The 22,172-nt window shown below is 62.0% G+C and carries 19 protein-coding genes and 1 pseudogene; 6 read left to right on the forward strand and 14 right to left on the reverse strand.

Going from position 1 to position 22,172, the window contains the following annotated elements; genetic code table 11:
• The first annotated feature begins 172 nt into the window (after window positions 1–172).
• Both AC2YI2_RS20945 and AC2YI2_RS20950 read left to right on the forward strand, forming a co-directional pair.
• Window positions 173–1,213, forward strand: coding sequence for an agmatine deiminase family protein (locus tag AC2YI2_RS20945; RefSeq protein WP_487388433.1), 1,041 nt, complete (start codon window positions 173–175; stop codon window positions 1,211–1,213).
• Window positions 1,214–1,215: 2 nt separating this feature from the next.
• Window positions 1,216–2,940, forward strand: a complete 1,725-nt coding sequence (locus tag AC2YI2_RS20950; protein ID WP_487388434.1) for an amidase — start codon at window positions 1,216–1,218, stop codon at window positions 2,938–2,940.
• A 162-nt stretch (window positions 2,941–3,102) separates the two neighbouring features.
• Here the strand turns inward: AC2YI2_RS20950 and AC2YI2_RS20955 are convergent, their stop codons facing one another.
• Window positions 3,103–4,407, reverse strand: a complete 1,305-nt coding sequence (locus AC2YI2_RS20955) for an NAD(P)/FAD-dependent oxidoreductase (RefSeq protein ID WP_487388435.1) — start codon at window positions 4,405–4,407, stop codon at window positions 3,103–3,105.
• A 2-nt stretch (window positions 4,408–4,409) separates the two neighbouring features.
• Window positions 4,410–5,771 carry a glutamine synthetase family protein gene (locus tag AC2YI2_RS20960; RefSeq protein WP_487388649.1) on the reverse strand — a complete coding sequence of 454 codons (1,362 nt, stop codon included), beginning with the start codon at window positions 5,769–5,771 and terminating at the stop codon, window positions 4,410–4,412.
• 347 nt (window positions 5,772–6,118) lie between these two features.
• Here AC2YI2_RS20960 and AC2YI2_RS20965 point away from each other — a divergent pair, with 347 nt between their 5' ends.
• A complete protein-coding gene (locus tag AC2YI2_RS20965) occupies window positions 6,119–6,829 on the forward strand; it encodes a GntR family transcriptional regulator (protein WP_487388436.1) in 711 nt (236 codons plus the stop codon).
• A 265-nt stretch (window positions 6,830–7,094) separates the two neighbouring features.
• Here the strand turns inward: AC2YI2_RS20965 and AC2YI2_RS20970 are convergent, their stop codons facing one another.
• The 7 genes from AC2YI2_RS20970 to AC2YI2_RS21000 form a co-directional block, all read right to left on the reverse strand.
• A complete protein-coding gene (locus AC2YI2_RS20970) occupies window positions 7,095–7,685 on the reverse strand; it encodes a cysteine hydrolase family protein (protein WP_487388437.1) in 591 nt (196 codons plus the stop codon).
• Between the two features lie 12 nt (window positions 7,686–7,697).
• Window positions 7,698–9,284, reverse strand: a complete 1,587-nt coding sequence (gene ggt, locus AC2YI2_RS20975; RefSeq protein WP_487388438.1) for a gamma-glutamyltransferase — start codon at window positions 9,282–9,284, stop codon at window positions 7,698–7,700.
• Between the two features lie 72 nt (window positions 9,285–9,356).
• The gene (locus tag AC2YI2_RS20980; RefSeq protein ID WP_487388439.1) at window positions 9,357–10,388 is read right to left on the reverse strand and encodes an extracellular solute-binding protein; all 1,032 of its coding nucleotides are present in this window, start codon (window positions 10,386–10,388) and stop codon (window positions 9,357–9,359) included.
• A 25-nt stretch (window positions 10,389–10,413) separates the two neighbouring features.
• Complete coding sequence (locus AC2YI2_RS20985) at window positions 10,414–11,220, reverse strand: ABC transporter permease (protein ID WP_487388440.1); 807 nt, start codon at window positions 11,218–11,220, stop codon at window positions 10,414–10,416.
• Window positions 11,210–12,136: an ABC transporter permease gene (locus AC2YI2_RS20990; RefSeq protein ID WP_487388441.1), complete on the reverse strand. Its 927-nt coding sequence runs from the start codon at window positions 12,134–12,136 to the stop codon at window positions 11,210–11,212. The genes AC2YI2_RS20985 and AC2YI2_RS20990 overlap by 11 nt, the downstream gene beginning before the upstream one ends.
• Window positions 12,120–13,265, reverse strand: a complete 1,146-nt coding sequence (locus tag AC2YI2_RS20995) for an ABC transporter ATP-binding protein (protein ID WP_487388442.1) — start codon at window positions 13,263–13,265, stop codon at window positions 12,120–12,122. Before AC2YI2_RS20995 ends, AC2YI2_RS20990 begins: the two co-directional genes overlap by 17 nt.
• 1 nt (window position 13,266) lies before the next feature.
• The gene (locus AC2YI2_RS21000) at window positions 13,267–14,925 is read right to left on the reverse strand and encodes an amidohydrolase (RefSeq protein WP_487388443.1); all 1,659 of its coding nucleotides are present in this window, start codon (window positions 14,923–14,925) and stop codon (window positions 13,267–13,269) included.
• Between the two features lie 157 nt (window positions 14,926–15,082).
• Here AC2YI2_RS21000 and AC2YI2_RS21005 point away from each other — a divergent pair, with 157 nt between their 5' ends.
• A complete protein-coding gene (locus tag AC2YI2_RS21005; protein WP_487388444.1) occupies window positions 15,083–15,814 on the forward strand; it encodes a GntR family transcriptional regulator in 732 nt (243 codons plus the stop codon).
• A gap of 103 nt (window positions 15,815–15,917) precedes the next feature.
• Here the strand turns inward: AC2YI2_RS21005 and AC2YI2_RS21010 are convergent, their stop codons facing one another.
• Genes AC2YI2_RS21010 through AC2YI2_RS21020 form a run of 3 tightly spaced genes read right to left on the reverse strand, consistent with a single transcriptional unit; the run spans window position 15,918 to window position 18,875 of the window.
• The gene (locus AC2YI2_RS21010) at window positions 15,918–16,673 is read right to left on the reverse strand and encodes an ABC transporter ATP-binding protein (protein WP_487388445.1); all 756 of its coding nucleotides are present in this window, start codon (window positions 16,671–16,673) and stop codon (window positions 15,918–15,920) included.
• Window positions 16,667–17,734, reverse strand: coding sequence for a FecCD family ABC transporter permease (locus AC2YI2_RS21015; protein WP_487388446.1), 1,068 nt, complete (start codon window positions 17,732–17,734; stop codon window positions 16,667–16,669). The genes AC2YI2_RS21010 and AC2YI2_RS21015 overlap by 7 nt, the downstream gene beginning before the upstream one ends.
• A gap of 1 nt (window position 17,735) precedes the next feature.
• The gene (locus tag AC2YI2_RS21020) at window positions 17,736–18,875 is read right to left on the reverse strand and encodes an ABC transporter substrate-binding protein (protein ID WP_487388447.1); all 1,140 of its coding nucleotides are present in this window, start codon (window positions 18,873–18,875) and stop codon (window positions 17,736–17,738) included.
• Window positions 18,876–18,980: 105 nt separating this feature from the next.
• Here AC2YI2_RS21020 and AC2YI2_RS21025 point away from each other — a divergent pair, with 105 nt between their 5' ends.
• Window positions 18,981–19,781 carry a class I SAM-dependent methyltransferase gene (locus AC2YI2_RS21025; RefSeq protein ID WP_487388448.1) on the forward strand — a complete coding sequence of 267 codons (801 nt, stop codon included), beginning with the start codon at window positions 18,981–18,983 and terminating at the stop codon, window positions 19,779–19,781.
• Between the two features lie 10 nt (window positions 19,782–19,791).
• On the opposite strand, the pseudogene AC2YI2_RS21030 reads toward AC2YI2_RS21025, so the two are convergent.
• A pseudogene (locus AC2YI2_RS21030) lies at window positions 19,792–19,960 on the reverse strand (SMP-30/gluconolactonase/LRE family protein); the annotation flags it as partial.
• A 50-nt stretch (window positions 19,961–20,010) separates the two neighbouring features.
• Entirely contained in the window at window positions 20,011–20,463 is a 453-nt protein-coding gene (locus AC2YI2_RS21035) for an SRPBCC family protein (protein ID WP_487388449.1), read from the reverse strand.
• Window positions 20,464–20,831: 368 nt separating this feature from the next.
• Between AC2YI2_RS21035 and AC2YI2_RS21040 the strand changes: the two genes are divergently transcribed.
• The gene (locus AC2YI2_RS21040; protein ID WP_487388450.1) at window positions 20,832–22,139 is read left to right on the forward strand and encodes an ABC transporter substrate-binding protein; all 1,308 of its coding nucleotides are present in this window, start codon (window positions 20,832–20,834) and stop codon (window positions 22,137–22,139) included.
• Window positions 22,140–22,172 lie beyond the last annotated feature (33 nt).

Below are 22,172 nucleotides of genomic sequence, written 5' to 3' on the forward strand. Positions count from 1 at the left end.
CGCCATGATCGCATAAGTTTCATTATGGAACTGCGCAGCAGATCTATCCCGCATCTGGACCGACGTGACAAAATGAAAGAAGGTTAGGCCGGTCAGCACCCGTCTGCCGGTGCCGGCCGGTCCGCACGCACGCGCGATCGAATCCTAAGAAAATCGGGAAGGAAAACTTGCCATGGCCTGGCACATGCCGTCTGAAACTGCCCCGCACGAGCGCACGTGGATGGCGTTTCCCCGCGAGGGCAATACGCTCGGCGAAGGCGAGGCCTGGAAGGAGACCGGATACGCTGCCTGGACTGAAGTGGCGCATGCCATTGCCGAATTCGAGCCCGTGACCATGGTGGTCGATCCATCGGAGCGCGAGCGGGCGCGGCGGATGCTGGGCAGCCATGTTGAACAGGTCGAACTGCCGCTCGATGAGTTCTGGATGCGGGACTTCGGCCCGACCTTCGTGCTGGACGACGGGCGCCCCGGTATCCTCGGGGCCGTAGACTGGATCTTCAATGGATGGGGCGCGCCGGCCTGGGCGACATGGAAGCAGTCCTCCGAGATCGCCCGCCTGGTCGCCGCCCATTGCGGCGCCGAACTGGTCTCGAGCATGCTGGTCAACGAGGGCGGTGGCATCCATGTCGATGGCGAGGGCACGGTGCTTGTCACCGACACGGTGCAACTCGACCCGCGCCGCAACCCCTATGCCGACAAGGCCCGCGTGGAGGCCGAGCTTGGCCGCACGCTCGGCGCCACCAAGGCGATCTGGCTGCCCCGCGGCCTGACGCGCGACTACGAGTCTTTTGGCACCAGCGGGCATGTCGACATCGTGGCCACCATCTCCGCGCCGGGCGTGCTGCTCCTGCATCGTCAGCCTGACCCGGAACATCCCGATCATCAGGTGATGTGCGACATCCGCACGCTGCTGGAAAACACGACGGATGCCGCGGGCCGGACATGGACGATCCTCGACCTCGACGCGCCGGAGAAGATCCGCGACGAGGAAGGCTTCGTCGACTACAGTTACGTCAACCACCTCGCCGTCAATGGCGGAGTCGTCGCCTGCGGTTTCGGTGAAGAGAAGGCCGATGCGGCAGCCCGCGCCGTCCTCGAACAGGCCTATCCCGGTCGCCGAATTGTCACCGTCGATTCCCGCAACATATTCGCGCGCGGTGGCGGCATCCACTGCATTACCCAGCAGCAGCCCGCTCTTGAGCCGGTGGCTTGATCATGGGCGGGTTCGACGTCGTCGAGAAATCGATCGCCGACCTGCGCGCTGCCCTCGAGGCGGGGCGGGCCAGCAGCGTCGATCTCGTCCAGGCCTATCTGGCCCGGATCGCCGCCTATGATGCACCGGGCACCGAAACCGCCCTCAATGCCATGGTGGTGATGAATCCCGACGCGCTGGCCGAGGCCCGGGCCTCGGATGATCGGCGCAAGCGCGGCGCCATCCTCTCGCCGCTCGACGGCATACCCTACACCGCCAAGGACAGCTATCTCGTGCGTGGACTGACCGCCGCCGCCGGCAGCCCAGCCTTCGCGCAACTGGTCGCCCAGCGCGATGCCTTCACCATAGCGCGGCTGCGTAGCGCCGGCGCCATCTGCCTCGGGCTGACCAACATGCCGCCGATGGCCAATGGCGGCATGCAACGCGGCGTCTATGGTCGCGCCGAAAGCCCTTACAACGCCGCGTGGCTGACCAGCGCCTTCGGCTCCGGCTCCTCCAACGGCTCGGGCACCGCCACGGCGGCCTCTTTCGGCGCTTTCGGGCTTGGCGAGGAAACCTGGTCGAGCGGTCGTGCGCCGGCTTCCTACAATGCGCTCTGCGCCTATACGCCTTCGCGTGGCATCATCTCCGTGCGCGGCAACTGGCCGCTGGTGCCGACCATGGATGTCGTGGTGCCGCATACGCGGTCGATGTCCGACATGCTCGAACTGCTCGACGTGATCGTCGCCGACGATATCGAGACGCGCGGGGATTTCTGGCGCGCCCAGCCCTGGGTGGCCCTGCCCCGGGCCTCTGAAATCCGGCCCACCGCCTATCCTTCACTGGGCGCCGATGGTGCCGACCACGCCAGGCAGACGCTGGCCGGCAAGCGCTTCGGCGTACCGCGCATGTACATCAATGCCGATCCCGACGCCGGCTCCAATCCCGAGGGCGGCATCGGTGGCTCGACCGGCCTGCCGATCGAAACACGCGCTTCCATCATCGCGCTTTGGCAGGATGCGCGCCGCGAGCTCGAAGCGGCGGGCGCCGTGGTGGTCGAGGTCGACTTTCCTGCCGTCACCAACTATGAGGCTGATCGCCCTGGCGCGCAGTCGATCCTCACGCGCGGCCTGGTCAGCACTGGGTTCCTGCAACGCGAGATCCTCGATCTTTCCGCCTGGGCCTGGCACGATTTTCTCGCCGCCAACGGCGATCCGGCGCTCTCGACGCTGGCCGGCGTCGACGGCAGGAAGATCTTCCCGCACCCCCAAGGCGCCCTGCCCGACCGCTATACCGGTTTCGATGATCATTTGCCGGACTATCCGGCGCAGGTGCGCGAGCATCCCTATGCTGACTTCACCGAAATTCCGCACATGGAAGAAGGCGTACGCGGGCTCGAGGACAGCCGCCGCATCGATCATGAAGAATGGATGGACGGGCTCGGCCTCGATGCTGTGATCTTCCCCGCCGTCGCCGATGTCGGCGCCGCCGACATGGACGTCAATCCTGCATCGGCCGAGCTTGGCTGGCGCAACGGCGTCTGGGTCGCCAATGGAAACCTCGCCGTCCGGCATCTCGGCATTCCCACGGTCACCGTTCCGATGGGGTTGATGGCCGACATCGGCATGCCGGTGGGGCTGACCTTTGCCGGCCGGGCCTATGACGACTCGGCGCTGCTCAGCCTGGCCTCAGCGTTCGAGGCAACGGGCAAGCGCCGCAACCCGCCGCCGAGGACGCCGCCGCTTTGACAGGATCAAGCGGGCTCAGGAGGTGCTGGGGTTGGCAGAAGGCTACGAGACCGTTGTGACTGATGGTGGTCATGGCGCCACAGAAGGCGGCATCCTGAATGAAGCTTTTCCGGGTGGAGTTCGGCCGGTGCGTGGCCGCTCGAAAATGCCGATCCGCGTCCTTCAGACACCCAGCCTGTCACGCAAGCCGTACCACCAGGCGCCAAGCGCCGTGAGCGGAACGCGCAATGCCCGCCCGCCCGGGAAAGGCAGGCTGGGCAGCGAGGCCCAGACATCGAACCGCCCGGCATGGCCGGCCACCGCCTCGCCGAGGATCTTGCCAAGAAGGTGCGTGGTGGTCACGCCGTGACCGCTGTCGCCATGTGAGAAATAGACCGAGTCGGACAGGCGCCCGACATGCGGGATGCGGGTCAGCGTCAGTGCGAAGTTGCCGCTCCAGGCATAGTCGATGCGCGTGTTGGCGAGTTCCGGGAAGGTCTTGACCATGTTGGGACGGATGATGCCCGTCAGGTTGGCCGGGTCCTGGCCGCCATAGCCGATGCCACCGCCATAGAGCAGGCGGTTGTCGCTGGTGCGGCGGTAGTAGTCCAGCACGTAGTTGGCATCCTCGACGCAGTAGTCGGCCCGCAACATCGTGTCGAGCAGCGCCGGGTCAAGCGTTTCCGTCACCATGACCTGGCTGGAGACGGGCATCATGCGCTCGGTGACCTTCGGGAGCAGGTTGCCGAGATAGGCATTCCCGCACACCAGCAAGTAACGGGATTCGACGCGTCCGCGGGCGGTGCGGACAACCGGGCGCCCGGCGCTTAGGTCGATGCCGATGGCCCGCGAATTCTCGAAAATCCGGGCGCCGAGCGATTCAGCCGCCCGGGCCTCGCCGAGTACGAGATTGAGCGGATGCAAGTGGCCACCTCGCCTGTCGATCATGCCGCCGACATAGCGCTGGCTGCTGACATAGCGGGCAAGATCAGCCTTGCCGACCATGTCCATGCCGCCGATACCATAGCTTTCGCAGCTTGCCTTGACTGTTTGGAACTCCAGCATCTGCCTGGGGGTAAAGGCTGCAAAGAAGCCCCCGTCGCGCAGGTCGCACTCGATCGCATATTTGGCAACGCGGGAACGGATGATGTCGCCGCCCTCGCGCGACATGAGGGCAAGCTTGCGCGCCGTCTCCGGGCCGAAGCGCCGTTCGATCGTCGTAAAGTCGCGGCTGTAGCCGTTGACGATCTGGCCGCCATTGCGCCCCGAAGCGCCGAAACCGATGCGCTCGGCCTCGAGCACGACGACGCTCATGCCCTTTTCAACCAGTTCAAGGGCCGCCGAAACGCCGGTGAAGCCCGCGCCGACGATACACACATCGGCTTCGACCGGTTGATCGAGCGGGGTGCGGACCCGCTTGTCATTGGCTGTGGCCGCATACCAGGATGCGACATGGCCGGGATTGTCTTGTGTCGGTGATGCAGTCATTTCTAGGTTGTCCTGATATAGGCGTCGTATTCGACATCGGTGACTCTGACCGCAAACTCCTGCAATTCCTGCCTTTTGCAGGCGGCGTAAAGCTGGCGGAAATCTCTCCCAAGGGCCGAGAAGGCAAAGCCGGAATGGGCGAAGCTGTGGACCGCAGCGTGCCAGCTGCGCTCCAGGGGCTGAATGTCGGGGGCATGTTCGTCCCCGGTCACAGGCCCGCCGGGGTCGATACGTTCGACCATGCCCATGTAGGCGGCCTGCAGGATCATGGCGAGTACGAGGTAAGGATTGGTGTCGGCGCCGGAGACGCGATGTTCGATCCGGGTCGCCGCTTTGCCAGCGGTAATGACCCGAACAGCCGCTGACCGATTGTCCAGCCCCCATGAGGCATAAGTCGGCGCATGTTCGCTCGGTGTCAGCCGGCGAAAGGAGTTGGCGTGCGGAGCGAATATTGCCGTGCTTTCCTGCATGTATTTCAGCAGGCCGCCGACCGAGTGCATCAGCGCCGCGGATGGACCGCTGTCGTCTGCGTAGATGTTGCCGCCCGTGTCGTCGATCATCGAGAAATGCACATGCATGCCGCTGCCGGCCTGGGTGCCGTAGGGCTTGGCCATGAAGGTGGCATCAAGCCCGTTCTTGCGCGCCACACCCTTGACGATGCGCTTGAGCAGCACCGCCGTGTCCGCAGCCCGCACCGCATCCGGCATGTGGTTGAGATTGATCTCATATTGCCCGGGACCGTTCTCGCGCAGCGTGGTATCGGCCGGCACGAATTGTTCGCGGCACACCGCGGCGATTTCGCTGAAGACATCCTCGAAATCCTGCAGTTCCGCGATCGACAGGACCTGGGTCTGGCCCGTATGCCAGCGGCCCTCGCGGGTGTTCGGCGGGCGCACCGGATCGAGGGCCGAGCGGACCGGATCGATGAGATAGAACTCCAGCTCGGTCGCGACCACCGGCCTCAGTTTCATGCGCCCGAAGCGCTCAAGCACCGTGGACAGAACCTGGCGCGGATCCGCATAGAAGGGCTCGCCGGCAGCATTTTGCATGCTGAGCATCACCTGGGCGGTGGGTCGCTTGAGCCAGCCGACGCGCGCCAGCGTACCGGGCACGGCCCGGCAGATGCCGTCCGGGTCTCCTGTGCCCTCCGCCAGGCCCGCCTCGTTGACGTCCCTCCCCCATATGTCGAGCGCATAGACTGAGCGCGGCATCGCCATGCCCTTGACCAGCACCTCGACCGCCCGTTCGCGCGGGATCCATTTGCCCCGCGGCACCCCGTTCACGTCGATAACGAAAGCTTCGAGCACTTCGATATCAGGGTTCCTGTCAAGGAAGTCGCGCGCTTCCTGTTCATCAATCATGATCCACCATCAGGTCGGAGGCACTGCTCGCGGAGCGCATGGCGCCGGCCAGCCCTGTCCGTTGTTCGACTATGTCTTCTGATTTCTCGCGCCGGCCCATAGGTGGCACGGACGCATTTCAGGCCATAGCCAAGGGCCCTTCGTCGACCTTCATGAACCAGCGCACTGAAGCCCCCTAAGCACCGGTCTACTGGCCGGCTGCATAATATGATCAAATCTATAATAGATATGATCATATTTGTAAATCGACCAAATGGTCCTGCAAAGCGATTTTCAGTGTGCTAATGCGGATTTCATTGCCGATGCGGTACGGCGTCGGAGGCTAGGAGCGGGAGGACCGGCGACTGTCGATGGACACGAAGCAGATTTCGATCAGCAGCGAACCAAAGCAGAAGGGCGAGTCCACCAAGAAGTGGATCTATCGTTCGCTCAGCCGCGCCATCATGTTCGGTCGATTTCCCCCCGGCCTGCCAGTGACCATATCCGGCCTGTCGGAAAGCCTGGGCGTCAGCACGATGCCGGTCCGCGGCGCACTTGACCAGCTCATCGCCGACGGAGCGCTCGAATATCTCGACAATAGGCGGGTGCGGGTGCCCGATATCGGACCCGATCGGTTTGACGAACTGATTGCCACCCGCATCGCACTTGAGACCGTGGCCGCCGTGCGGGCGATGCACTTCATCGACTATATCCGCATCGAGCAGCTGGTGGCCCTCGACAACAGCATCGACGAAGCCTATCAGGCCGGGAATATCGAACTCGGCATCGAACGCAATTTCGCCTTCCATCGCAGCATGTACGAGGTCCGGCCGTCCTTCGTCATGCTGCCACTGATCGAATCGGTCTGGCTGCGCATGGGACCCTTCATGCGCGAAGCCGTGGCCCATCTCCCCCAGAGCTATCAGGTCGACAGGCATGTGGAAGCAATCGAGGCGATCAGGCGTCGGGACGCAGATGCCCTCAGGGAGGCGATAACCGCCGACATCCAGGACGGTGCCGGGCATGTCGGGCGCCAACGGCTTCTTGAGGTGGCGAATGCGGCAAGTGGGCAGCGGCCGTGAGCGCTGCCGGGCCGGCCTGACCAGGAACGTCCCCTCTATCGGTCGTTGGCCCGTCAATCGGTCGTGACTCGTGCCGCCGCAGTGCGCTGGGACATGACGGCAACCACGATCGTCAGGAACAGGACCATCAGCTAGCGATCGAGGCCGACGCTCTTGAGCTTTGCCTCCAGGGCGTTCAGTGACATGGCCGCGGGCCTCGGGGTTCGGAATTGCGCTGGCCACATGGAGGCGCAGCGATCGGCAGGGTTCAAGGTGCCGGCAGGTGTTAGGCGCCCGCGCCAGCGAGCCATTCGGCCGTGGTCATCACCCGGGCAAATCCCGCCGAAAGGGTTGCTGTGGTTCCAGCCTTGATAACGTTCTGTGTCGCGGTATTGGAGAGGTCCGGACAGCCGGTCGCATCGACGGGAAAGTCGACGAAGTAGTCGAGATCGTGGCCATGCCTGGCGGTGGCCTCGCAGCAGAAATTCGTCATGAAGCCGGTCACGACAATCCGATCGATCGACCTTTCCCGCAGCGCCCGGTCCAGGCCCGTGCCCACGAAGCAGGAATAGCGCTGCTTGCTGATCGTCAAGGCACCGGCCGGGATCTTGAGTCTTGGATCGTCCTCGACCTCTTCTGTACCCTCGACAAATCCGAGCTCGCCGGCCTCGCCACTGAAATCGAACATGCGGCCGGCATCCGCGCCATCGGCGCGGTGGACGTGCCTGATATGAACCACAAGATCACCGGCGGCTTGCGCCGCGGAAACGATCGCATTGATGCTGGCAATCGCTTCGGCATTGCCAACGCAATGCAAGGGTGAGGCCGGGTCGGTATAGACTTTCTGAACATCGATCACGAGGATTGCGCGCGCCATGCCATTTCTCTCCTAGTAGCCTGAGGCAATTCCGTCCTTGCGGGGGTCCGAAGCCCCCGTCAGCGTGCCTTTTTCCCAATCGATCCATACGGCCTGTCCGCCGCCGAAGGGTTCGGTCGCTTCTTCCACCTTGTGCCCAAGCGCCTGCAATTCACTGACGGTGGCAGCCGGAACGCCCCTTTCTGCCTTGACCGAGCCTTCCGTACGGAACACACGGGGACTGTCGAGGGCGGCCTGCACATCCATGCCGAAGTTCAGGACATTGGTCAGGAAGTGGGCATGGCCGATCGGCTGGTAGTCGCCGCCCATCACGCCGAAGGGCATGACGGCACGGCCATCCCTGGTCAGCATGCCGGGCATGATCGTGTGCATCGGTCGCTTGCCGGGCGCCAGCGCATTGGGATGGGTCGGGTCCATGCGGAAGCTCGTAGCCCGGTTCTGCAGGACAACACCCGTCTCGGGGCAGGTGATTCCGCTGCCGAAGGAGTGATAGGTCGAATTGATGAAGCTGATGGCGTTGCGATCCTCGTCCACCACGGAGATGTAGACCGTGTCGGATCGTTTGAGTTCGACCTCCGGTAGGTCGGTCATCGCCCTGTCCATGCTGATCTTCTGTCGCAAGCGGGCGGCATGCGCTTTCGACAAAAGGGCTTCGATCACGGGGTTTGAACGATCGAGTTCACCCAGGCGCTTGTCCCGTTCCCTATAGGCAAGCCGCGCCGCCTCAACCTCCAGATGGAAGCGCCGGGCGCCATGTGGCTCCAACGACGATAAGTCATCCTGGGCCAGGATGTTCAATGCCAACAGCGCGGTCAGGCCCTGGTTGTTCGGCGGCATCTGGTGCACCCGATAGCCGCGATAATCGATCGAAACCGAGGCGACATAGTCGCAGCGCGTCGCGGCGAAATCGTCGAGGGAATGCAAGCCGCCAAGTTCCCGCAACCGGGCGACCAGCGCCTCAGCCACCGGACCTTCGTAAAAACCTTTCCGACCCAATTCGGCTACCCGCCGCAAGGTGGCGGCCAGCGCTGGCTGGACATGTGTCTCGCCTGCCTGCAGTGCGCGCCCGTCGCGCAGAAAGATTGCTGCCGAATGGACATCCTGTTCCAGCAGGACCTTGGCCTGATGCCAGTCGAAGGCAACGCGGTCGTGCACCACATAGCCTTTCTCGGCATAGTGAATGGCGGGGGCGAGCACTTCGGCCAGCGTTTTCCTGCCATGGTCGCGGATCAACCGGTCCCAGGCGTCAATCGCGCCCGGAATGGAAACGGAATGGGGTCCATAAGTTGGAACTTCCTCCATCCCCATCGCCTGAAAGCGTTCGATCGACGCTGCGGCTGGCGCGCGCCCGGAGCCGTTGAGCGCAATCACTTCGTCCGTCCCGCGGGGGCAATAGAGCACGAAGCAATCCCCGCCGATCCCCGTCGACTGCGGCTCGACAACGGCCTGCACCGCGCTCGCGCAGATGGCTGCGTCCACGGCATTGCCGCCCGCACGCAACATCTCGAGAGCCGCCTGTGTCGAGAGCGGATGGGACGTCGCAGCCATGACGCCGGTTGTTCGAACGGGCGAGCGCCCGGGTAGCTGGAAGTCACGCATGTCTGCAAGGCCTGTGGACGATTGGGGTTGGGGGGCCCCGGCGGAGGATGGACCTCAACCGGGGCACGCACTTTACTTCATGAGGTCGGTCCAGATACGGGTGTAGAGCTCGTCCACCTCGGTTGGGCAGACTTCCTGCCAACCGCCGGCAGCAACATACTCTGCCGGAACATTCAGTTCGGGCGCGGCCTTGACGTCATCACGCATGAACGCATTCGATCCCTTGATGCCATTCGCATAGGTTGCGAAGTTCGATATCAGGGCCGCGTTTTCGGGTGCCATGATGAAGTTCAGGAATTTCTTGGCGTTTTCCGGATGCGGGGCGTCGGCGAGGATGGCCGCGCTGTCCATGAACAGCGAGTAGCCCTCTTTGGGGAAGCCCAGCTTGACATCGGCATTGACCTGCCGCGCCCGGAATGCGGCGCCGTTGTAGTAGAGCTGGGCCAGCGTATCGCGGCTGTCCATCTTCTCGATGCCGTAGTCCATCGAGACCCAGGACTTCTTGGCTTCCAGCAGCTTGTCGCGAACCTTCTTCAGGAGCGCCTTGTCGCCGGTGCACCAGGTGCCGCCCATGTAGCGGATGGCGGCGTAGAGGACGTCGTTCTTCTCGGGCACGACATTGATCTTGCCCTTCAGTTCTTCCGGCGGGTCGAGCCAGATTGCGCTGGTGTTGATGTCACCCTTGTAGACGGAGGTAGCGACGACCGGTCCGATCATGCCCCACTGCCACGGCACGGAATAATGCCGGCCGGGGTCCCAGCTGACATTGACCCAGCGCTCATCGACATTCTTGAAATTCGGCATCTGGTCCGGCCGGGATTCGAGAAGAAGCCCCTCCTTGACCCAGATCGGCACGAAGTTGGCCGAGGGCACCACGATGTCGAAGCCGGAGCCGCCCGCCCTGACCTTGGCCAGCGCGGTGTCGTTGGAGTCGTAGTCCGTGACGGTGACCTTGATGCCGGTTTCCTTCTTGAACTTTTCCAGAAGTTCCGGGCTGGTGTAATTGCCCCAGTTGTAGAGGCTCAATTCTTCCTCTGCGAGCGCCGCTGAACTCGCTGCCGCAAGCAGCATCGCCGATGCCAGGGTCGTCAATATGGATCGCATGCTTGTCACTCCTCTGTAAGGTTGATTATTTTTTTCGGTTGATCAGATGCACGACCGTCACCAGGATGATCGAGGGGATCAGCAGCATGGTGGCGGCGGCATTGACTTCGGGGGTCATGTCACGGCGGATCTGACCCAGCATGTATGTCGGCAGGGTTTCCTGGCCGCCGGACTTCACCAGATCGGTGATGACGACGTCATCCAGCGATACGACGAAGGCGAGCATGAAACCCGCCACGATGCCGGGGGCCAGCCTGGGAAGCGTAACATGAACAAAGGTCTTCCACGCATCCGCATAGAGATCGGCTGCCGCGGTTTCGAGGGTCAGATCCATGCCTTCCAGCCGTGCGCGGATCGGCAGATAGGCAAACGGAATGCAGAAGGCGGTGTGCGCCAGGAGTAGATAGCCGGTGCCTGAATAGCCTGTGACCGACTTGACCGCCGCGAACACGATCAGGAGCGAGATGGCGGTTACGATTTCAGGAACGATCAGCGGCTGGTTGATCAGCGCATAGGATATCATCTGCCCGCGATAGGCATTGGTGCGGGTCATGGCGATGGCCGCCATCGTGGCCATGACCGTCGCCAGGACGCCGGCGGCGGTCGCGAGAAACAAGGAGAAGACGGCGGCATTGATGATCAGGTCGTTATGCCAGGCCTTGACGAACCAATTGAATGAGAACCCGCCCCAGACACCGAGCGACGACGTTGCGTTGAAGGCGAAGACGACAAGGATGAGGATCGGCAGATAGAGCGCGACGATAGACAATCGGGCAATGGTACCGAAGCCGGGCTGCGCCTTGAGATCGAATGCGTGGCGACTATTGGCCATGGGCATTCTCCTTCGCCGCGCTTCCGCGCATGTAGATGACGAGGGCCACCGTCACGATCAGGAGGAGACAGATTGACAGCGCTGCGCCGAGCGGCCAGTTCCGGCCCTGGCCGAACTGCAACTCGATGAGGTTGCCCATCATCATGTTCTTTCCCCCGCCCAGGACGCGCGGCGTCACATAGGCACCGATGGCGGGGATGAAGACCAGGATCGACCCAGCAATCAGGCCGGGCCGGCAGGAGGGAATGACGATGTGCCAAAGCACCTTCAGCCGGGTCGCATAAAGGTCGTATCCGGCCTCGACCAGATTGAAATCCATCCGCTCGAGGCTCGCATAGATCGGCAGCACCATGAGCGGCAGGTAGACGTAGACCAGCCCGATCAGAACGGCGCCGTCCGTGAAGAGCATCTGGACTGGCTTGTCGATCAGCCCTGCCCACACGAGGACATTGTTGATTGGCCCCTGGTTGGACAGCAGGCCCATGATCGCGAATGTGCGGATCAGGAGATTGGTCCAGAAAGGGATCGTGATCAGCAGCATCCATTGCGACCGGATGTGCTCGGGCCGGGTCGCGATGTAATAGGCCGTGGGGAAGCCGATCAGCAGCGTGGCCAGTGTCGTCACCAGCGCCAGCTTGATGGAGCGCCAGAGGATTATGAGGTTGGCATCGGCCAACATGAGTGTGTCGTCAAAGAGATCCCGCTCGACTAAGACGTTCATCCAGCCATCGAGACTGAACTGGCCGAGTATGACGCCCCCGAAGGCGCCCTTTTCCATCACCGAAAAGATGAGCATCACGGCAAGCGGGCCGACAGAAGCCAGAATGATGGTGAGCAGGGCCGGCGCCTTGAGCAGCCATCGGCGCCGGGTTTCTGCGGCCCGGCGCGCGGCGGCCATTTCAGCGATGCTGGACATCATCGCCTCCCAGAATGCGGGCGCTATGGCCATGAATTCGCAGCCATACTTGCGTGCCTGGCGCCCTCACCTTCTCAAGTTCCGGACTGTTGGGCACGCGCGCCGTGAAGGCCGCGCCGTCCTTCAGTCTGACCTGCAGACGGGTGTCGGTTCCGACGAAGACTTCGCCTTCGATGACGGCGGGAATGACTTCCGGCGCAGCCGCGTCGAGCACGTCGACATGTTCCGGGCGGACCAAAACCTGGAAGGGGCCGGCGTCTGGGATTGGGGCGCTGCTGTAAGCGGTGATGACCGTTCCGGCAATGTCGACGCGGTATCCATCCGTCCCTGCCGGGCCCGCGAGCTGGCCTTGTAGAATATTGGATTCGCCGATGAAATCAGCCACGAACCTGTCGACCGGGGCGTTGTAGATTTCCTTCGGGCGACCGACCTGGAGCACGCGCCCGCCATTCATCACGGCGATACGGTCCGACATGGCCAGGGCTTCCTCCTGGTCGTGCGTGACGAAGATGAAGGTGATACCGGTTTCGGTCTGGAGCCGTTTCAGCTCGACCTGCATCTCCTTTCTCAGCTTGTAGTCCAACGCGGACAGGGGCTCGTCGAGCAGAAGCACCTGCGGCTGTGGCGCAAGTGCACGGGCAAGCGCCACGCGCTGCTGCTGGCCGCCTGAGATCTCGCTGGTTCGCCGGTCGGCGAGCGCCTCCATGCGCACCAGCTTCAGCATTTCGAAAACGCGCGCTGACATCCGGGGCTTGGCCCAACCCAGCATCTTCAGACCGAAACCGATGTTTTCGGCGACCGACATGTGAGTGAACAGCGCATAGTTCTGGAAGACGGTATTGATCGGCCGCTTGAACGGCGGAAGAGGTGCGATGTCCTTGCCGTGAAGCAAGATCTGACCTTGGGTGGGAAAGCTGAAGCCGGCGATCAAGCGGAGGAGCGTGGTCTTTCCGCAGCCGGAGGGCCCCAGCAATGTGAAGAACTCGTTTTCGGCGATGTCGATTGAGACATCGTCGAGCGCGAGGAAGGTCGCGGCGCCGAAGCCATAGGTCTTTTGAAGTGCGATTGCCTGGACAGCGAGGCGGCGAACCGCCGATTGTTCGTGTGCGGGTTGCGGGGATGCCAGCATGTCAGGCCTCGAACGTCACGCGACCGCCACACACGGTCAGCACGGGTGAGAGAGTGTTGATCTCGGAGGGTGAGGTGCTCTCAATATCGCCGGACAGTAGGACAAAGTCGGCGAAGTAGCCGGGTGTGAGCTGTCCCTTGCGATCCTCCGCATGCTCGGCATAGGCGCCCTCGACCGTGTAGGCCGCGATCGCTTCGTGCACCGAGAAACTCTGCTCAGGCAGCCCTGGCACCCAGGGTGTTCGGTTCACGGCAGCATGGATGCCTGCCAGCACGTCGATCCGCGCCACCGGCCAGTCCGAGGCAAATACGACATGGGCGCCCGCCTCTTTGAGGGTCCGCCAGGCATAGGCGAGCGCCCAGCGTTCTGGCCCGATGCGGGTCTGGCCCGGCTCGGCCGAGAAATCCATCACCCCGGGAGGATGGGGTGGCTGCATGGATGCAATGGCGCCAAGTTCGGCGAAGCGCGGAATGTCCCCGGGCAATATCATTTCGACATGTTCGACCCGATGGCGGGCGTCCCGCCGGCCATTGGCCTTGAGGGCGGCTTCATAGCCGTTCAGGACCGCGTGCACCGCGCCATCGCCGATCGAGTGAACCGCGATCTGCAAACCGCGCCGGTCCGCCTCGACAGCCAATTCCGTGAACTGTTCCTGCGAGAAGAGCGGCTCGCCGTTAAAGTCCGGCCGGTCGGCATAACCATCGGCCAGAAAGGCCGTGTAGCCTTCAATGACGCCATCATAGAACGCCTTGACGAAGCCGGAGCTCAGCCAGTCGCCCTGATAGTCCTCATTCATGCGGGAGGCTTTTTCCAGCATGTCTATTGTCATGAAGTTCTTGAAATGGAAGGGAACCTTGACCCGACAGATCAGGTCGCCCTGCTCTTCGATTTCCCTGAGCAGTTCCAGCGTGTAGAGATTTCCATCCATATTGTGGATCGACGTGATGCCGTGCCTGGCGCACCAGTTCAGGCCGGCGCTTATCGAGGCCCGGTCAAGCGCCCGCTCCTCTGGCGTCGGCGGCTCGGGCGGCTCGCCTCCCGTGGAGAGCCCCAGCGACGAACGAAAGGTGCCGGCATAGACGTCGACCGGACCGAAAGCCTCGACCTCGCGCAATTCGCCGGTGGCAAGGCCGTCCAGGCCCATCACTACCTCGTTGCCGGGCCCCAGGACTTTTCCATGGAGAAGCCCGACTTCCTTGAGCAATAGCGTGTTGGCCCACATCGTATGGTGGTCGAAGGCCACGAAGGCCAGCGGGCGATCGTCCATGATACTGTCAAGGAAGTGCCGGTCGATAGGACTGCCATCGAGCATGTCGTAATCGGCACCCTGGCAATAGAGGACCCTGGCCCCCGAGTTCGCCGCCGCATGGGCGCGCACTTTTTCCCGGATCGCGGCTTCCCCCTTCATTCCTGTCAGCAGCAGGTCGTTGAGGGTGGCGCCACCGCCAAAGACATGCATGTGCGCTTCAATGAAGCCTGGCAGCAAGCTTCGACCGGCGCCGTCTATCCTCCGCGTCGAACTGCCGGCAAGTGCCAGGATTTCGGTTGCGTCGCCAACAGCGAGAATTCGTCCGTTGGCGACTGCCATCGCAGAGGCCACCGGCCTCGCGACGTCCATGGTGAGGATTCTTGCATTGGTGACCACAATGTCTGCTTGCATCGACGACGTTCCCCAGCCTGCCAACCCTCCGTTCGGTTCGGTCGGCAATCGTGACTACATTATATGAATACTTTTTTGTATACACTATGCGCTTGCGAATTGGCGAGTCAACCGATATCTATTGGCGCATCGACACCTGCCGGTGTTAGGAGCCCCCATGAACGAAGTTGCCCGCGGCCATTTGCGTCAGTCGACGTACGAATCGATCAAGGCGATGATCGTCACCGGGCAGCTCTCGCCGGGCAGACGAATTACCGAACTCGAGCTCGTCGAACAGCTTCAGGTCAGCCGGACGCCGGTGCGCGAAGCACTCAATCGACTTGAGCGCGACGGACTTGTGATCGAACGCCCCCGTACAGGATTTGCAGTGGTGCAGTTCGACGAGGCGATGCTCCGCAACGTGTTCGACATCCGGGCAGAGCTGGACGTCTATGCAACGACCTTGGCGATTGCCCGTATCACCCCCGATGAGGTGGAAATCCTTCGCGGCTTGGTCGCGGACTGCGAGCGACTGGCGCAAACCGACCCGTCTTCCCGTGCCCGACTGGAAGAGATGCAGATGGGAATGGAAATCCATCGCGCAATTGCGCGCTTCAGTGGCAATGCCATGCTTGCCGAAATGCTCAGCGGACTTTTGGAAAAATGCCAGGTCTATGTCTGGATGGAGCTGACCCAGTTGAACGACTGGAAGGCGGCGCGTGACGACCATCACATGATCGTCGAAGCAATCGCGGCCAGGGACACCGACACGGCCTGCCGCGAATCGCGTCGTCACATCCAGCAGTCGAGGGATGGTATTCTAAATCTCATGCGCAGACAGCGCGACCTGCGCGACCTGTATCTATCGCGAAACGAGGAGTTCCAGACGCGACCAGGTCTGGCTGTTTAGGTCATCGTATCGAGATTGAGCCCAAACCGAGCCCGCCGCGGTGACAAAGAAGGCCCGCACGTCTATTGCCCGGCGTGTCTGGCCATCGCGCTGACTCTCGCGTTCAATTCAGCGCACTGTCCACGATCACCAGCGGCCGGTTCTGCGAGCAGCGCTCAATCCTTGCCTCGACGCGATAGATGTCGCGCAACAGCTCGGGCGTGATCACGTCTTCGGACGGCCCGCTTGCAACCAGGCGCCCACCGGCGATCACGAGCGTATGTTCGCAATAGCGCAGCGCGTGGTTGAGGTCGTGGAGTGCGATCATGACAAGCATGCCGCTCCTTTTCGCCAGCCCGGCCATATAGGTCAGGACTTCGATCTGGCGATAGAGATCGAGCGCGGATGTCGGCTCGTCCATCAGCAGGATTTCGGGTTTGCGAATGAGGGCCTGCGCGATGGCGACGAGCTGGCGCTGGCCGCCCGAGAGTTCGCCCAGATTCTTGAAGGCCCAGGGCGCGATCTTGAGCGATGCCAGAATCCGGTCGATCTCAGCAAGCTCGCGATCTTCCACCTGCCAGCCTGACCCCTGCTTGGCCGCCATCAGCACCGATTCATAGACGGAGAGGACGGCATTGCAGGTGGAGTCCTGCGGCATATAGGCGATTGCTTTCCCGTCTTCTTTGCCGTCGATGGTGATCACTCGGCCACTGCCCTTGGCGAGGCCGGCGATGCGTTTGAAGAAGCTCGATTTTCCCGCAGCATTGGGGCCGATCACGGCAGTCAGCCCGCCCCCGTGTGGGATGTCTGCGTTGATGCCGGATATGATCTCCGTCCGGCCATAGCGGACGGAGAGATCCTGGATGGCAAGCCCTACCATGCGCGCCCCCGATGGGTGAAAATCAACACGAAGAAGAAGGGCACGCCGACCAGTGCGGTGATCACGCCGATCGGGAGAATCGCGCCGGGGATGATCGACTTGCTCACCACCGAGGTCGCCGAGAGGATGAGCGCGCCGCAGATCACCGACGCCGGCAGGAAGAAGCGCTGATCCTCGCCCACGAGCATGCGGGCAATATGCGGACCGACCAGGCCGATGAAGCCGATCGTGCCGACGAAGGACACGGGGATCGCGGCAAGAAGTGCGACGATCATCAGCGTGGTCAGCCGCAGGCGGCCGACATTGACACCAAGGCTGGCGGCCTTCTCGTCACCCATCCTGAGCGCGGTCAGTTGCCAGGCGCTGCGGGCGAACAGCGGAATGGCGAGCACCAGCATGATGGCAGTGACGGTGACCTTCAGCCATGTCGCCTTGGTGAGGCTGCCCATGGTCCAGAAGACGACCGCGGCAAGCGCCTGCTCGGAGGCGAGGTACTCGAGCAGCGACAGTGCCGCATTGAAGGTGAACACCAGCGCGATGCCGAGAAGCACGATGGTTTCGACCGTGACGCCGCGCAGCGTCGAGGCAAAGTGAATGAACAGTGCTGCGACCATGGCCATGACGAAGGCATTGATCGGCACCATAAGATGGACGGCCGCCGGCACCAGCGCCACACCGCCGACGAGGCCGAGCGCGGCACCGAAGCTCGCGGCGGCCGAGATGCCGAGCGTGAAGGGGCTTGCCAGCGGGTTGGCAAGAATGGTCTGCATCTGCGCCCCCGCGAGCGACAGCGACGCACCCACGGTGACGGCCATCAGCGCGATCGGCATGCGGATGTCCCAGATCACGACATGGAGCTGGGTATCGACGCTTTGCGGAGAGAAGAGAGCGGAGAGCACGTCCGCAATCGCATAATTCGCCGGCCCGAGCGCCATGTCGGCGGCAACCGAGACGAAGAGAAGACTGCAGAGCACGCCGATCAGCAAAATGCGCTTGAACGAGAGGGCGCGGTAGATACCGCGCCCTTCGCCGATGTCAGCGGCTTCCGAGCCCGCCACCATGTCAATATCCCGGATTGAGCGAGACGAAGTAGCCAGGCCGATATGCGACCGGCAGGAACCTCTCATGCATCGTGCGGAACGTCTGGTCGGGATCGAGGTCTTTGAAGAGATCCGGATGCAGCCATTTTGCGATCTGCTGCACGGCGACGAACTGATAGGGGCTGTTGTAGAACTGGTGCCAGATGGCGTGGACATTGCCGTCCTTGACCGCCTTGATGCCGGTGAAGGCCGGACGTTCCATCAGCTTGGCGAGCTTGCCTGATGCCGTCGCTTTATCGGCTCCAGGGCCCACGCCCACCCAGGCGCCGCCTGGCACATAGAGCTCCCAGTTCGAGCCGGTGATGATCACCTGATCAGGATTTGACGCGATGATCTGTTCAGGATTGACCGTGCCGAACGTGCCGGGGATGATGCCGGACGCCATGTTGTGGCCGCCGGCGAGCTCGACCATCTGGCCGAAATTCTCGTTGCCGAACGACATGCAGCAATCGTCCGAATAACCGCCGGCGCGCTCGATGAAGACGCTCGGGCGCTTGAGGTCTTTTGCCTTTGCGATCACATCCGTGACCTTAGCCATTTCCTCGGCGCGGAATTTGACGAATTCCTCGGCGCGTTCTTCCTTGCCGAACAGCTTGCCGATCAGCCGCATCGACGGCTCGGTGTTGAGCATCGGCTTTTCGCGGAAGTCGACATAGACGAGCGGGATGCCGACCTTGGCGAGCTTTTCGATGTAGCCGGCTTCCTCGGTGGCGGTCTTGGCGTCGATGTTCATGATGATGACGTCGGGCTTCAGCGCCACGGCCTGCTCGATATCGAAGGTGCCGTCCTTCATGCCGCCGAAGGTCGGCAGCTTGTCCATCTCGGGGAATTTTTCGAGATAGGCGTTGTAGCCATCGAGGTCGGCTTTCCTGAAATCGTCGCGCCAGCCCACGACCCGCTTGAAGGGGGCATCGGTGTCGAGTGCCGCGACGAAATAGATCTGCCGGCCTTCGCCCAGGATCACATGGTCGACGGGCAGGCTGACTTCGACCTCACGGCCGCTGATATCCGTGACCTTGACCTTGTCTTTTGCCAGAGCCGGTCCGGAAAAAAGCAATGCAATACCGAGGGCGGCTGACGCCACCTTGTTGAAGATATTCATCTTTTTCTCCTGCACAAATTAATGCCCGCAATAGATATCTTGATCTTTACAGTCAACAATTATCTTTTATAACGCTTCCAAACTTGGCGGCGTTCGGAGTGGAAGATGAGCCTTGCCGGCAATTACGATTTGAGGGACGAGATCAAGGCCTACTGGTCGGAACGGGCGGCGACGTTCGACGACCAACCCGGCCATGAGATATTTTCCGAGGGCGAGCGCGCAGCCTGGCAGGCCTTGTTCATGAAGCATCTGGGCCGCGGAGACGGGCGCCGCGCCGTGGATCTGGCCTGCGGCACGGCAGTCATTTCTCACATTCTCGACGATATCGGCTTTTCGGTCACTGGCATCGACTGGGCCGAGCCGATGCTGGCAAGGGCCCGGGCCAAGGCAAAGAACCGGTCACGCAGCATCCGCTTCCTGATGGGCGACGCGGAAAATACGATGGAACCGGACTGTTCCGCCGATGTGGTGACCAACAGACACCTCGTCTGGACGCTGGTCGATCCGGAGGCAGCTTTTCGCGAATGGCACCGCATCCTGAAGCCCGGCGGCAGGCTGCTTGTTATCGACGGCGATTTCGTCAATCCGAGTGCACTCTCCGGGCTTTTTGCCTGGCTGGCCAGCTGGAGCCAGACACTTGGCCTATCCAAAGGCGCCAAACGCCATGGCCCCGGCGCACTGGCGGAAACCCATCGAAGCATCCTGTCCCGGGTGTATTTCTCCGGCGGCGCCCGCGCCGAGGTCGTGGCTCGGTTGCTCGAGACCGCAGGTTTCACGAATGTCCGCATCGACTACGATCTGAAAACCATCCATCGCGAGCAGCGGCGCAACTTTCCGCTTTTCGAGGGGCTCCAACGCGCCACGCAGCATCGCTATGCGATTTCGGCGGACAAACCCGGACCGTAGCTGCTTGAAATCAGCAAAATTGCGCGCCGCACGTCGCGGTGCAAACTGCGTAGAGCGATTTCGTCGCCCTTATGAACAACCGATTGCGACGCAGTCTACCGAAGGCAACATGGAGACTGTCTGCGGTACGAGAATTTTGCCGCGAAGCTCGCTCTCATGAGAAAGCAGTGTACCCCGTCGCGGGGGTGATGTCATGTCTGGATGGCGCCGCTATTCCAGTGGCTCTCCATCATGTCGCCACGAAACCCGCAACTTCCTTCTCGAATCGGGAAAAGAACTCACCTGCGAGCTTCTGGGAGGTGGACTGGATCAGCCGGGCGCCGAGCTGGGCGATCTTGCCGCCGACATCGGCCTTTGCCGAATAGGAGAGGATCGTGCCGTCGCCGTCGTCGGCCAGCAACACGTCCGCAGCGCCACGCGCATGGCCGGCAATACCGCCGCTACCTTCGCCTGCCAGCGTCAGGCTCCGTGGCTCGACCGCATTTTCGAAGCGAACCTTTCCGCTGAAGGTTGCCTTGACAGGGCCGATCCTGAGCACGACCCTGGCCGTCAGTTCGCCATCTGGAAGGCGCTCCAGCATCTCGCAGCCGGGAATGCACTTGCGCAGGATCTCGACGTCGTGAAGGGCGTTCCAGACCTGGTCGCGCGGTCGGGCAATACGCGCTGAGTTCGTCAGTTCCATTGTTTTCCTTGCCTCTTTTCGGGGCCGCGACGGCAATTTGGGGTGCCGCCATGTTGGATTTTCCAATTTGGATAAGCACAAAGAAAGCCGTTATCAATAGAAAAAAATTCCGCTGCGCTATTCGAAATAACATCCGCCGGCGAGGCGTGGCAGTTGCTCAAGCATCCATCATAAATCCGCTGTTTTCAGGCTTTTCAAGTCGATCTTGCCTAGTTCCTGTGCGAGAAATGCCCAGAAGTTAGGCATATAAATCTTCCTTATCCGCGGCATATTATTTTCTGATTTTGCGCTTTCGAGAAAAAATGCATTCCATTGGTGAGAAGCCGGCGCTGGCTCAACGTGAACGAATTGGAGAAAGGGCCAAGACGATGACGAAGACCAGGAATGACAAGCAGATATCAAGGCGGAATTTTCTGAAGGCAGGTGCGGCGGCCGCAGGTGCGGCAGCCGGATCGACCACCATCACCGGCTTCCCGACCATCTGGGCGCAGGAGATCAAGGATATAGAGCTGCGCCATGTCGGCGTGTCCTATTCGGTCGTCAAGGCGATCGGCGACCAGGCATCCAAGGATCTCGGCTTCAAGGTCACGATGCAGAATCTCGACACGTCGGCGTCGATCAACCGCTTCATCACCCAGCCCAATACGGTCGATATTGCCGACCTCGAAGGCTGGCAGGCAAAGCTCGCTGCCCGCCGCGGCGTCATCCAGGGCATCGAGGCGAAGCGGATCAAGGAATTCGACAACTTCCTGCCGATCTTCACCAAGGGCGAACTCGACGGCACCAAGATCCCCCGCCAGGGCATCTCCCCCTACGAGGCACTCTATATCGAAAAGCCGGACGCGACCGAACTGCATGACGGCGTCACCGAATGGCTGACCAACGTGCCGCAGGTCTACAATGCCGACTCCATCGGCTACCGTCCCGATCTCGTCGGCCATGAAGTCACCGAGTGGAAAGAGCTCATCGATCCGAAGTTCAAGGGCAAGGCCGCGATCCTCGACGTGCCGGCCATCGGCATCATGGATGCGGCGCTGTGTTTCGAGAGCGCCGGCCTGATCACCTACGGCAACAAGGGCAACATGACCCGCGAGGAGATCGACTTCACCTGCAACAAGCTGATCGAACTCAAGAAGGATGGTCATTTCCGCGCCACCTGGACGACCTTCGACCAGTCGGTGCAGCTGATGGCAGCCGGCGAAGTGGTGATCCAGTCGATGTGGTCGCCGGCCGTCGCCGCCGTCCGCGTCAAGGACATTCCCTGCACCTATGCACCTGTCAATCTCAAGGGCGGCAAGGAAGGCTATCGCGGCTGGTGCAACGGCATGGGCCTGATGAAGCATCTCGAAGGCAAGAAGCTCGACGCGGCCTATGAATATCTCAATTGGTACATGTCGGGATGGCAGGGCGCCTTTGTCAGCCGCTACGGCTACTACAGCCCGGTGCCCTCCACCGCCAAGAAGCACATGACGCCGGCCGAATACGCCTTCTGGTACGAAGGCAAGCCGGCGCCGGAACAGGTCAACGATCCGTTCGGCGTCTCGATGGAAAAGCCGGGCACGGTGCGCGACGGCGGCTCTTTCACCGACCGTGTGACCAACATTTCATGCTGGAACACGCTGATGGACGAGGCGGCCTACATGAACAAGCGCTGGAATGATTTCAAGGTCGCCTGACCCCTGTTGCCTGGCCGGATCCCCTCCCGGTCC

It is taken from the genome of Rhizobium sp. SRI_017 (assembly GCF_057586295.1).